The following is a 12,531-nucleotide window of genomic DNA, read 5'->3' on the forward strand; positions in this document are numbered from 1 at the left end:
CACTTTGTCGCGACGCAGATTTCACGATTGGTGTAGGGTGTCCGCGTCGGGATCCCGGCCGTGGACGGAATGGACATTCAAAGGGGGCTTTGAATGTCGTCACTTGCAGTGATCCACCTCATTCAACTCCAGCTTCAAGGACGAATACATGCGTAAAGCATCGCTTCACTCCCGGCACGTGCGTGCCTGCCGTTCCACTTCGCTGCTGCTGATGCTGCCGTTCGCGCTGGCCACCGCGCAGGCGCAGGACGCGGAGGAAGCACCTGTTCCAGCGCCGGTAGCGGAAGCCGCGGCGCCCGCGCCTGCAGCTGCACCGACAGCTGCATCGGCAGCTGTACCTGCTGCAGAAGGTGCAGCTGCCACAGTTGAAGCACCGGCTGTGCCGGCTGCAGAACCGGCTCCGGCGGAGGTCGCAGCAGCCGTTGCGCCGCCGGCCCCACGCCCGCTGGTGGTGCCGGTGCTGGCCAACCAGGACAACGCCGTCGAACGGCAGCTCGGCGCACGCTGCCCGAACGATCTGGCCGCACGCCTGGCTTCCCAGGACAACCTGCTGGTCGGGGCCTGCCAGGGCGTCATGCCGGCCCATCTGGCCAATGCATTAAAGGCCATCCCCGAACAGCAGCTGCTGCTGCCGCGCGCGGCGCGCGAGCGCCAGCTCAGCCAGAAGGCGTGGTTCAAGGCGGTGCCGGGTTATGGCGTGCGGCCGGACTTCATCGCCGTGCAGAACGGTCTGTGGGTGCGTTCGTTCGAAGGGGCCGATGCCTCGACCACGGTGTATCTGGTCTCCGGTCCGTTCACCTGCGTGGATGGCCGTTATCCCGATGGCAACGCCGGCAAGACCATGCGCCTGTCCACCGGCAGCTGCCGCGAAGCGCTGGTTGAGCAGCGGGTGTACCAGGTCACGGCGGGCGGCGCACCGCAGGACATCACCGCGCAGGTGATGCCGGCGCAGCCGCTGCTGTCCGATGCCGACAGGAAGCGCTACGGCGTGGAAGGGGCCGGCGTGCAGCTGGACCCGGGCAAGCTGCAGTATGGTCCAGCGCTGCGCTGGTATGCCGACGTGTCCACCGAAGGCAAGGCCGAGCCGCGCACCTACGGTGAGTGGGGCCGCCTGCACCTGGGCTTCCTGGTGTGGACGGGCGAGCGCTTTGAATCGCGCGATACCGTGCCGCGCGGGATCTGGGCGTGTGATCCGGTTGCGCCGGGCGATGCGGCGTGCAGTGGGTATGCTGACGCCGGGCGCGATCCGTTTGTGGTCAACAGCACGGCCGTGGCCGGGCAGAGCGCCGCGCCGTAAAGCGTCGGATGGGTTGAATCAATCGGCCGCGATCAATGCAAAGCGCGGCCGCATCACCCCTTCATGCTCTACCTGTGCGCAGAACATGTCGTAAGGGCGCACCCAGTCGCCGCTGTCTTTATCCAGTGGTCGGTACAGCACCAGGGGCTCCAGCGTTTCACTGTGGCGCACCACGCCGAGCACGCGGTAGTTGCCGCCTTTGAAGTGGCGGTAGTGCCCGGTGGGCAGGGTAGGGAGCGGGGCGAGATCTGTCATGGGGTCGCATTTTACGCGTCGGCGAGCGGCCCCGCACGGCACGCCAGGACCAGCTGCGTCACCGCCTCGGCGCGCATGGGCCGGGCCAGATGGAAGCCCTGCGCTTCATCGCAGCCCCAGGCACGCAGCAGCTCCAGCTCGGCTTCATGCTCCACACCCTCGGCCACCGTGCGGTAGCCCAGCTGCTCGGCCAGCCGGATGATGGCATCCACCTTCAATCGCGCGGTGCGCGACTCCGCCAGCCCGGTGATCAGGCTGCGGTCGATCTTGATATGGCTGATAGGCACCTGGGCCAGGTAGCCGAAGTTGCTGTAGCCACTGCCGAAGTCATCAATCGCCACCCGCACGCCGGCCGCCGCCATCGCGCGCAACTGGGGCAGGGCGGCGGGGTGGCTGTGCAGCCATTGGCCTTCGGTGATCTCCACTTCGATCAATGACGCCGGCAGTCCATACATCTGCAGGCGCTCGGCCATCCGCTGCCACAGCTGCTCGTCGTCGAAGTCGCGAGGTGACAGGTTCAGCGAAACGGCAAAGCCGGGCAGCAGCGTCTGCCAGCGCGCCGCCTGCTGCACCGCCTGTTCCACCACCCAACGGCTCAGCGTGGGCATCAGCGCGGTGCACTCCAGCACCGGAATGAACTCGGCCGGGCTGACCGGCCCAAGCGAAGGGTGGGTCCAGCGCAGCAATGCTTCCGCCGACACCGGCAGCCCGGCCGAGAGGTCAAAGCGCGGCTGGTAGACCAGGGTGAACTGATCCTGGCTCAATCCGCGTCCCGCGTCCGACGCCAACCGGTAACGCCGCCGCAGGTACTCATCGCGGTCCTTGGAGTACCAGCACACGCAGGCATCGGTCTGCAGCGCGTGGTGCATGGCGACCAGGCATTTGCGCAGCAGGTCGGCGGTCTGGTCCGGCTCGGGCCGGAAGGCGCAGACGCCGGCATGGAACTGTGGCGACATCGGTATGCTGCCCACCATCAGCGGACGGCGCATGCGCTCACGCAGCCGGTCCAGCAGCTCCTCCACCTGCTCATGGCTGTGGTCGCGCAACACGAATCCGAAGCGGGTCGCGGCCACGTGGTAGACCTGCGCGAACTCGCCGATCATGTCCTGCACCCGCAGCGACGCCTGGCGCAGCAGCGACTCCACCGGCTTGAGGCCCAGTACCTGGCCGGCATCGGTGGTGCTCTGCAGATCGAAGACGTCCAGCAGCACCCCGGTGTACTGGTGGCCGCCATCCTGCCGGCCGAGCACGCCCAGGTCGGACTGGAACTGCTGGCGGTTGGGCAGCCCGCTCACGGCATCGCGCCGGCCGACCGACATCCGCAGTTCCATCTGATTGACCACCAGCCGTGCCAGCGTCTGCAGCTGACGGATCTCGTCCTCGCCCAGCAGCCGTGGCTTGCGATCGATCAGGCACAAGGCACCCAGTGCGATACCACTGCGGGTGACCAGCGGTGCGCCGGCATAGAAGCGCAGGTGGTCGGGGCCGGTGACCGCTGGATTGGCGGCGAAGCGCGGATCCTGGCTCAGGTCTTCCACCTGCAGCACGGCGTGCGACTCGATCGCGCAGGCGCAGATCGACCATTGGCGCTCCACCCGGACAAACGAATCCAGCCCCACCCGTGAGATCGAATGCTGCGCGTCGCTGTCCACAATCGAGATCAGCGCGATCGGAACGTCAAAGGTAAATGCCGCCAGTTCGGTGATGGGATCCAACGCGCGGCCCAGCGCGGGGTCCAGCACATTGAGCGCTTCAATCAGCGCGATCCGCTCCAGTTCCTGACTTCGGTCGAGCATTCCGTGTGCCCTGTCATACGGAAGACAGGTTCACTATCGCCAGTGCGCTGCAAGCTGGCGTGAAGTGCGGCAGCGCGACATGAAGCGTTCACGCCGATGACGATCAGGGCGTGGTGGCCGGGCTCTTCAGCAGCTTGATCAACTGATTCAGCCGATATGGCTTTGGCAGAAACTCGACATGCTCGGGCAGCGGCTCTTCCAGCTGCGAGCGGGCGTACCCGGAGGAAAGAATCATGCGGGCATTGGGCAGGGCGCGCGCCACGTGTTCGCTCAGCTGAACGCCGGTCATGCCATTGGGCATGCTGATGTCGCTGAACACCACGTCGAAATCGCCGTGTTCTTCGATCATCTGGACCGCGGCCGGGCCGTCCACAGCCGTGTGGATCTCGATGCCGAAGTCCTGCAGGGCCTGCCCCATCAACTCACGCAGGTCCTGCTGGTCTTCGACCATCAACACGCGAAGGGGTTCAGACATGCTCGACTTCCTCAAAGACAGATGATGACCCACGCATACACCTGCGCCTCATTGCGGGCGTGCAGAAGGTGCAGCGGGTCAGTACGCAACTGTACGCGATTGGCCGCGGTGGGCGGTAGGCCGAAAGACACTTCCTGCGCATTGATGAATGGTGCAGCTGCGACGCGAAGCGGGCAAAACGCTCAAATGTGAACAAATTGTCAAGAAAGTGCAGGAAGTGGCTTACTTTTGACGCATAACACCCCTTTAACGTGTTCAGGTAACATCAGAAATCTTTTGTATCTGGATCCCCCATGAATTCTGCGCCCACCGCACGCGACCGTTGGATCTGGCTGGCATCGGCAGGCCTGATGGCCCTGACCATGGGCCTGGAGTTCGTGGTCCCGCTGGGCTATGCGGTGTGGCTGACCTATTTCATGGCGGTCGGCGTGACCCTGTTCCAGCGCCGCGTCGAAGTGCCGTTCCTGGTGGCGGTGGGCTCCACCATCCTGCTGATGATCGGGTACCACATCGCGCCGGCCAGCACGAACTCCGCGTTTTCGTTCGTCAACCGCACCATCGGCGGCATCTGCTTCCTGTTGATGGCATTGACGGTGATGAAGGCGATCCAGTCGCGGCGCATCGCGGCCGACGCGCTGTGGCTGCAGGAAGGGGAGAACGCGGTCACGGTCAGCCTGCGCGGTGACCCGGACCCACGCGTGCTGGCCGACGAAGCACTGCGCACCCTGTGCGCACGCCTGAACGCCGAAGTCGGCGCGCTGTATCGTCTGCAGGGCGAGCGCCTGTTGCTGGTCGGTGGCGCGGCGCTGCCGGCGCGCCTGCCGGAAGCGCTGCCTTCGGCGGCCGGCCAGTGGGGCGAAGTGCTGCGCCTGGGCGAGCCGCGCCGGCTCGACCAGGGCGACAGCGTGCTGGAGATCGAAACCCCGATCGGCATGACCCCGGTGCGTCAGCGCCTGCTGGGCCCGATCACCGCCGATGGCAAGGTGATCGGCATGATCGAGCTGGGCCGGGTCGGCGCTTCCCCGGCGCGTGCGCTGGAACTGGATCTGCTGACCCAGGTGGCCGAGCCCATCGGCGTGGCCCTGCGCGCGGCACTGCTGCGCGAGCAGCTGGTCGAGCTGCTGGAAGAAACCCAGCGCCAGAGCGAAGAGCTGCAGACCCAGCAGGAAGAACTGCGGGTGGCCAACGAGGAACTGGAAGAACAGAGCCGCAGCCTGCTGCACTCGCAGGCCAATCTGGAACAGCAGCAGGTGGAGCTGGAACAGACCAACGTGCAGCTGGAAGAGCGCACCCACGAACTGGAGTCGCGCCAGCAGGCGCTGCTGCTGGCGCAGGCGCAGCTGGTCCAGAACAGCAACGAGCTGGAGGCCAGCTCGCGCTACAAGTCCGAGTTCCTGGCCAACATGTCGCACGAGCTGCGCACGCCGCTGAACAGCGCGCTGATCCTGGCCAAGCTGCTGGCCGACAACAAGGATGCCAACCTGTCCGAAGAGCAGGTCAAGTACGCCCAGGCCATTCATTCCTCCAACAACGACCTGCTGGCGTTGATCAATGACATTCTGGATCTGTCGCGGATCGAAGCCGGCCACGTGGAACTGACCGACGAGAACGTGGCGGTGTCCAGCGTGCTGCAGCGGCTGAAGGAGACCTTCCAGCCGCTGGCCGAACAGAAGGGCCTGGGCCTGGTGCTGCAGGCCGACGCCGACGCGCCGGCGCAGCTGGTGACCGACAGCCAGCGCCTGCAGCAGATCCTGAAGAACCTGCTGGCCAATGCGGTGAAGTTCACCGAGCACGGCAGCGTCACCCTCGGCGTGCGTGGCACCGCGTCCGGTCGCATCCAGTTCACCGTGACCGACACCGGCATCGGTATCCCGCAGGCACAGACCGAAGTCATCTTCGAAGCCTTCCGCCAGGCCGATGGCAGCACCCGCCGCCGTTATGGCGGCACAGGGCTGGGCCTGTCGATCTCGCGCGACCTGGCGGCGCGCATGGGGGGCAGCATCAGCGTGGTCAGCGAACCCGGGCGGGGCAGCAGCTTCACCCTGGAGCTGCCTCTGATCGCAAGCAACGGCGAAACCCTGGGCGAGGCACATGCCGCGCCGGATGTGCGCCAGCCGACCGCAGCGCCCAAACCCGCCCCGGCTCCGGTTGCCGCGCCCTCCGCGCCTGCCAGCGACAACCCGCGTGTGATCGACGACCGGGGCCGCCGCAGCCGCGCCGGGCGCATGATTCTGGCGGTGGAAGATGATGCCGCGTTCGCCAGCGCGCTGGTGCAGATGGCGCACGAGCTCGACTTCGACTGCGTGGTTGCCCAGACCGCCGAGGAAGCGCTGACCCTGGCTGGCGAACTGCGCCCGAACGGTATCCTGCTCGACATCGGTCTGCCGGATGTGTCGGGCTTGAGCGTGCTGGAACGGCTCAAGCGCGACCCGGCCACGCGGCACATTCCGGTGCACGTGGTCAGCGGCCTGGAGCGCTCGCAGGTAGCGCTGGAACTGGGCGCGATCGGCTATGTGATCAAGCCGGCCACGCGCGAGCGCCTGGTCGAGGCGATCCAGCAGCTGGAAGCCACCAACCAGCGCGACGTGCGCCGCCTGCTGATCGTCGAGGACGACAGCGAACTGCGCTCCAACCTGAAGCTGCTGCTCGGCCGCGACCAGCTGGAAATCGTCGGCGTCGGCACCATAGCCGAGGCGATGGCGGCGCTGTCCGGGTCCACGTTCGACTGCATGGTGACCGACCTGGCCCTGCCCGACGGTACCGGCTACGACCTGCTGGAGCACATGGCCGCCAACGAGGCGCTGTCGTTCCCGCCGGTGATCGTCTATACCGGTCGCGCGCTGACCCGTGATGAGGAACAGCGCCTGCGCCGCTATTCCAAGAGCATCATCATCAAGGGCGCGCGCTCGCCCGAGCGTCTGCTGGATGAGGTGACCCTGTTCCTGCACAGCGTCGAGGCCTCGCTGCCGACCGACCAGCAGCGCCTGCTGCGCGAGGCCCGTCGTCGCGATGCGGTGCTGGACGGACGTACCGTACTGCTGGCCGAAGACGACGTGCGCAACATCTTCGCGCTGTCCAGCGTGCTGGAGCCGTTGGGCGTGAAGCTGGAGATCGCCCGCAATGGCCGCGAGGCGCTGGAGAAGCTGGGGCCTGAAGTGGACCTGGTGCTGATGGACATCATGATGCCGGAAATGGATGGGTTGACCGCCATGCGTGAGATCCGCAGCGAGTCGCGCTGGCGCGACCTGCCGATCATCGCGTTGACCGCCAAGGCCATGCCCGATGACCGCGAACACTGCCTGCAGGCCGGTGCCAATGACTACATCTCCAAGCCGATCGACGTCGACAAGCTGGTTTCCCTGTGCCGTGTGTGGTGCTCGCGTCGATGAACGAGACGGAGCTGTTCGACCTGGAACTGAAGCTGCTGCTGGAGGCGGTGTACCAGCGCTATCACTATGATTTCCGTGACTACGCGCTGGCGTCGCTGCGCCGACGTATGCGCCATGCCATGGCCCGCTTCGACTGCGAGAACCTGGGCGCGCTGCAGCACCGCTTGCTGAGCGAGCCCGATACCTTCGCCCAGGCCATGCAGTTCTTCACCGTGCAGGTCTCGGAGATGTTCCGCGACCCGGCCTATTTCAAGGTGCTGCGCGAACACGCCATTCCGGTACTGCGCACCTATCCGTCGATCAAGATCTGGATTGCCGGCTGCAGCACCGGTGAGGAAGTGTGGTCACTGGCGATCCTGCTGCAGGAAGAGGGGCTGCTGGACCGCACCATCATCTACGCGACCGATATCAATCCCGAGGCGCTGCACGCCGCGGAAGCCGGTGCGTTCGGGCTGGACCGCCTGGCCCAGTTCAGCCGCAACTACCTGGCGGCCGGTGGTACCGGATCGCTGTCGGACTACTACAGCAGTGGCTACGGCAGCGTGGTGTTCGATCGTGCGCTCAAGCGCAACATCGTCTTTGCCGACCACAGCCTGGCCACCGACACGGTGTTCTCCGAAGTACATCTGGTCTCGTGCCGCAACGTGCTGATCTACTTCCAGCGTGCACTGCAGGACCGGGCCATCGGCCTGTTCCATGAGGCGCTGGTGCACAAGGGGTTCCTCGGGCTGGGCAGCAAGGAATCGCTGCAGTTCGGCGAACATGCCGATGAATTTGAAGCCTGCGCGCGCGAGCAGCGCCTGTACCGGAAGGTGGCATGAGCCTGTCTGCCGACCCGCGCGTGGATTTCAAGCTGCTGGTGGTGGGAGCCTCGGCGGGTGGGGTGAACGCGCTGCAGACCCTGCTGGCGGCGCTGCCTGAGGACCTGCCGCTGCCGGTGCTGGTGGTGCTGCACCTGCCGCGCGACCGGCCCAGCCGCATCGTCGACCTGCTGGACGTGCGCTGCCCGTTGCCGGTCCGCGAGGCCGACGACAAGCAGCCGCTGCTGCCGGGCACGGTCACCTTCGCGCCGCCGGACTATCATCTGCTGGTCGAGGATGCCACGACGCTGGCGCTTTCGGTCGATGCCCCGGTGCTGTACTCGCGCCCGGCCATCGACCCGCTGTTTGAAAGCGCGGCCGAGGTATTCGGCGCGGGCGTGCTGGCGATCCTGCTCACCGGGGCCAGCAACGACGGCAGCGCCGGCGTGGCGGCGGTACGCCAGGCCGGTGGCCACGCCTGGATTCAATGCCCGGACGACGCGTTCTCGCCGATCATGCCGGCAGCCGCGCTGGCCCATGCCGGTGCCGATGCGGTCCTGCCGCTTTCTTCCATCTGTACACGTATCAAGGGTCTTGCCCGATGAATCTGATCGAGCCCACTGCGTTGAACGCGCCGACCGACTGCGTGAACCTGCTGATCGTCGATGACATTCCGCAGAACCTGGTGGCGATGGAAGCGCTGCTGCGACGCGACGGCCTGAATATCCTCTGTGCCGCCTCGGGCGCGCAGGCGCTGGAGTTGCTGCTGGAGCACGACGTGGCGCTGGCGCTGCTGGACGTGCACATGCCCGAGATCGACGGCTTTTCGCTGGCCGAACTGATGCGCGGCTCCACCCGCAGCCGCGACGTGCCGATCATCTTCCTCACCGCATCGCCGAATGACCCGGTGCGCGCGTTCAAGGGCTACGAGAGCGGTGCGGTGGATTTCCTGCACAAGCCGATCGAGCCGCAGGTGATCCTGAGCAAGGTCAACGTGTTCATTGAGCTGTACCAGCAGAAGCAGCTGCTGAAGGCGCGCAATCACGCGCTGGAGCACGCGCTCAAGCTCAATGAAACCATGATGGCGGTGCTGACCCACGACCTGCGCACGCCGCTGTCGGCCATTCTGCTCTGCGCTGACAAACTCTCGCTGGACCTGCCGGATGACCCGCCGGTACAGCAGACCCTGAAGCACCTGGAAAACAGCGCCGAGCGCATGGGGCGCATGGTCGAGCAGCTGCTCGACTTCTCGCGCATCCGCAGTGGCGGGCTGCGCATCCAGCACAGCGACTGCGACCTGGCCGAAGTGGCCGGCGTGGTGGTGGCGGAGGTGTCGCGTGCGCATCCGCAGGCCAGCATCGAGCTGCAGATCGAGGGCGACACCTGCCTGCACGGCGACCCGGACCGGCTGGCGCAGCTGCTGTCCAACCTGGTCGGCAACGCGGTGCTGCACGGCGGGCACGCCCCGGTACAGGTGCAGGTGCGCGGCAACCCGGGCGAATCGCTGCTGCTGCAGGTGCGCAACCAGGGCCAGATTCCCGAAGCCCTGCTGCCGCGCCTGTTCGAGCCGTTCAAGGCCAGTTTCCATGAAAGCCGGGGGTTGGGGCTGGGCCTGTTCATCGCCCACGAGTTCGCCCGCGCGCACGGCGGTGCGCTGGTCGCGCGCAACCTGGACGGCGAGGTGCTGTTCGAGACCCGGCTGCAGCGTCGCATGCGCGGCTGAGCCGGCGGTGAGGGCAGGGCAGCCGGCTGCGCTAGACTACGCACCAGTTCCCCATCGGCCCCGCCACGGACCATTGCCCGCATGCCGAGCAGCAGCCGCAAGCCCGCCCCCCTGATCGACGCCCAGGTTCATGTGGAGGGCTTCGCGCAGGTGCGTGAAGCGCGCCGCTCGGAGCTGGTGGAAGATTACGTGGAGCTGATTGCGGACCTGATCGCCGACGGTCGCGAGGCCCGGCAGGTCGATATCGCCACCCGCCTGGGCGTGGCCCAGCCCACGGTGGCCAAAGCGCTCAAGCGTCTGGTGAAGGAAGGCTGGGCGATCCAGCGCCCGTATCGCGGGGTGTTCCTGACCCCGGCAGGCGAGCAGCTGGCGGTGGAAGTACGCGCCCGCCACCAGACCGTGGAGCGCTTCCTGCTGGCGCTGGGCGTGGATGCCGATTCGGCCCGACGCGACGCCGAAGGCATCGAGCACCACGTCAGCGAAGCCACCCTGGCGGCATTCGAGGCGTTCCTGCGCAAGGCCAATGGCCATGGTTGAGCGCCTGCCACCGCCGCCACCGCTGGGCGTGCCGGTGCACGACCAGGACGAGTACTGGATGCAGCACGCGCTGGCGCTGGCCGAGCGTGCCGAGCGCGAGTTCAACGAGATTCCGGTGGGTGCGGTGCTGGTCGGAAGTGAGGGTCAGCTGCTGGGCGAGGGCTGGAACCTGAACATCGCCGAGCACGATCCGAGCGCGCATGCCGAGATCGTGGCGATGCGCCAGGCGGGCAGGGCGCTGGGCAATCACCGGCTGCTCGGCAGCACCCTGTATGTCACTCTCGAGCCGTGCGCGATGTGCGCGATGGCGGTGGTGCACGCACGCGTGGCGCGGCTGGTATATGCCGCTACCGATCCCAAGACCGGGGCCTGCGGCAGCGTGTTCAATCTGCTGGAAGACCCGCGCCACAACCACCGCGTGGAGCTGCATGGCGGGGTGTTGGCGAAAGAGGCCAGCACCCGGCTGACCAATTATTTCCGCGCCAAGCGCGGCAAACCGCCGCTGTTGCCGACGCTTGGCTGATGGCCGGCCAACGTTATGCCCGCCGTCCTGGCGGGCACCCTTCGGGCCGTCGCTTCGCGACGTTGGGAATGGCTCCTGCCATTCCCTTCGGCGCTACCGATGGGTGTCGCGGTCCGCTGCGGTATCATGTTGCTTTCGTACAAGGTTTGAACACATGGCCGACAACGGCGCGGAAGGCGAACGACTGATCTGGATCGACCTGGAAATGACCGGTCTGGATACCGACAACGACTCGATCATCGAGATCGCCACGGTGGTGACCGACGCGCAGTTGAACGTGCTGGCCGAGGGCCCGGAATTTGCCATTCACCACCCGGTGGAGCGGCTGGAAGCGATGGACGAATGGAACCGCAACCAGCACCGCCGTTCCGGTCTGTGGCAGCGCGTGGTCGAAAGCCAGGTCACCCTGGGCCAGGCCGAAGCCGCCACGGTGAACTTCCTGGCGCAGTGGATCCGCGCCGGTGCCTCGCCGATGTGCGGCAACTCGATCTGCCAGGACCGCCGCTTCCTGCACCGTGAAATGCCGCGCCTGGAGAAGTACTTCCACTACCGCAACCTGGATGTGTCCACGGTGAAGGAACTGGCCAAGCGCTGGGCACCGACCGTGGCCGCCGGGGTGGGCAAGACCGCCAGCCATACCGCGCTGAGCGATGTGCATGATTCGATTGCCGAGCTGCGCCATTACCGGCAGTTCATGGGCGCGTTGTCCGGGTTGCCGGCGTAACAACGGTTCGTTCAACAATGCGGCGCTATGATCCGGGCCATGACGACCTCATTGCCCGCGGTACCGCCGCCGCTGCAGTCCCACATTCTGCCCACCTCGCAGGATTACGCTGATCTGCGCAGGGCGGTGGCGCTGCTGGAATCGCCCACGCTGACCGCCAAGATGGCGAACCTGATTGGTTCGCCGCTCGAATTCGCGGTCAACAAGCTGCCCAAGTCCGTGTCCAAGCGGATTCACGGTGCAGTGGAAGCCGCTCTGTTCAAATCGGCCCAGGCGGCGTTGTGGAGCATGGACAACACGCCGGGCAAGGCCGCGTCCACGCGCTGGCACAAGGCGGCCGCGGCGGCCACCGGCGCGGTCGGCGGGGCGTTCGGCTTCACCGCCCTGTTCGTCGAGCTTCCGCTGTCCACCACCATCATGATGCGCGCGGTGGCCGACGTGGCCCGCAGCGAAGGCTTCGACATGAGCGACATGGCCACCCGCCATGCCTGCCTGGAAGTGTTCGCGCTGGGCGGGAATTCCGGTCAGGACGATGCCAGCGAGACCGGCTACTACATCACCCGCGGCTTCACCGCCGAGGTGATGCGGCACCTGTCGGCTGAGCTGACCGGCGTGGCCGTCGGCGGTGGTGGGGTGATGATCGGATTGACGCCCAAGGAAGCCGGCAAGTGGCTGGCCAAGATCGTGGAGAAGGTGGCCGCACGCTTTGGCGTGGTGGTCACCGAGAAATTTGCCGCGCAGGCCGTGCCGATTGTCGGCGCGGTGGCGGGGGCGACGCTCAACACCATGTTCACCGATTACTACCAGGACATGGCGCGCGGGCATTTCATCGTGCGGCGATTGGAGCGCACGTATGGGTATGAGACGGTGCGCGCGGCGTACGCGGTGGTGGCGGGGAATTCCGACGCATCGTGATGACGCGCATGGCGCATCATTACGGAATTCTGGCACTGCGACATGACGCGCATGGCGCGTCACTTGTGTCTCGGACTGGGCCCTGATCAGGCACAAT

General features: G+C 66.4%; 12 protein-coding genes. 9 read left to right on the plus strand and 3 right to left on the minus strand.

Going from position 1 to position 12,531, the window contains the following annotated elements; genetic code table 11:
• The first annotated feature begins 148 nt into the window (after positions 1-148).
• Positions 149-1,297 (plus strand): hypothetical protein, encoded by a 1,149-nt coding sequence (locus RT551_RS08755; protein WP_313457586.1) that lies wholly within the window; start codon positions 149-151, stop codon positions 1,295-1,297.
• Between the two features lie 18 nt (positions 1,298-1,315).
• Here the strand turns inward: RT551_RS08755 and RT551_RS08760 are convergent, their stop codons facing one another.
• The 3 genes from RT551_RS08760 to RT551_RS08770 all read right to left on the minus strand — a co-directional run bounded on the left by RT551_RS08760 (position 1,316) and on the right by RT551_RS08770 (position 3,823).
• Positions 1,316-1,552: a DUF1653 domain-containing protein gene (locus RT551_RS08760; RefSeq protein ID WP_311191685.1), complete on the minus strand. Its 237-nt coding sequence runs from the start codon at positions 1,550-1,552 to the stop codon at positions 1,316-1,318.
• Between the two features lie 11 nt (positions 1,553-1,563).
• Positions 1,564-3,348, minus strand: coding sequence for an EAL domain-containing protein (locus RT551_RS08765; RefSeq protein ID WP_313457590.1), 1,785 nt, complete (start codon positions 3,346-3,348; stop codon positions 1,564-1,566).
• 103 nt (positions 3,349-3,451) lie between these two features.
• On the minus strand, positions 3,452-3,823 hold the full coding sequence (locus tag RT551_RS08770; protein WP_313457592.1) for a response regulator: 372 nt from the start codon (positions 3,821-3,823) through the stop codon (positions 3,452-3,454).
• 293 nt (positions 3,824-4,116) lie between these two features.
• Between RT551_RS08770 and RT551_RS08775 the strand changes: the two genes are divergently transcribed.
• From RT551_RS08775 to RT551_RS08810, 8 genes are all read left to right on the plus strand, one after another.
• Positions 4,117-7,212, plus strand: a complete 3,096-nt coding sequence (locus RT551_RS08775; protein ID WP_313457595.1) for a response regulator — start codon at positions 4,117-4,119, stop codon at positions 7,210-7,212.
• Positions 7,209-8,033 carry a CheR family methyltransferase gene (locus tag RT551_RS08780; protein WP_313457597.1) on the plus strand — a complete coding sequence of 275 codons (825 nt, stop codon included), beginning with the start codon at positions 7,209-7,211 and terminating at the stop codon, positions 8,031-8,033. Before RT551_RS08775 ends, RT551_RS08780 begins: the two co-directional genes overlap by 4 nt.
• Positions 8,030-8,617: a chemotaxis protein CheB gene (locus RT551_RS08785; protein WP_313457599.1), complete on the plus strand. Its 588-nt coding sequence runs from the start codon at positions 8,030-8,032 to the stop codon at positions 8,615-8,617. The genes RT551_RS08780 and RT551_RS08785 overlap by 4 nt, the downstream gene beginning before the upstream one ends.
• Positions 8,614-9,735, plus strand: coding sequence for a hybrid sensor histidine kinase/response regulator (locus RT551_RS08790; protein WP_313457601.1), 1,122 nt, complete (start codon positions 8,614-8,616; stop codon positions 9,733-9,735). The genes RT551_RS08785 and RT551_RS08790 overlap by 4 nt, the downstream gene beginning before the upstream one ends.
• An 81-nt stretch (positions 9,736-9,816) precedes the next feature.
• Complete coding sequence (gene mntR / locus RT551_RS08795) at positions 9,817-10,272, plus strand: manganese-binding transcriptional regulator MntR (RefSeq protein WP_282295880.1); 456 nt, start codon at positions 9,817-9,819, stop codon at positions 10,270-10,272.
• Positions 10,265-10,795, plus strand: a complete 531-nt coding sequence (gene tadA / locus RT551_RS08800) for a tRNA adenosine(34) deaminase TadA (protein ID WP_313457604.1) — start codon at positions 10,265-10,267, stop codon at positions 10,793-10,795. The genes mntR and tadA overlap by 8 nt, the downstream gene beginning before the upstream one ends.
• Positions 10,796-10,949: 154 nt before the next feature.
• Positions 10,950-11,519 (plus strand): oligoribonuclease, encoded by a 570-nt coding sequence (orn, locus tag RT551_RS08805; RefSeq protein WP_313457606.1) that lies wholly within the window; start codon positions 10,950-10,952, stop codon positions 11,517-11,519.
• A gap of 39 nt (positions 11,520-11,558) precedes the next feature.
• Complete coding sequence (locus RT551_RS08810; RefSeq protein ID WP_313457608.1) at positions 11,559-12,434, plus strand: EcsC family protein; 876 nt, start codon at positions 11,559-11,561, stop codon at positions 12,432-12,434.
• Positions 12,435-12,531: the final 97 nt, after the last annotated feature.

It is taken from the genome of Stenotrophomonas sp. (assembly GCF_032103445.1).
Lineage (GTDB): Bacteria > Pseudomonadota > Gammaproteobacteria > Xanthomonadales > Xanthomonadaceae > Stenotrophomonas.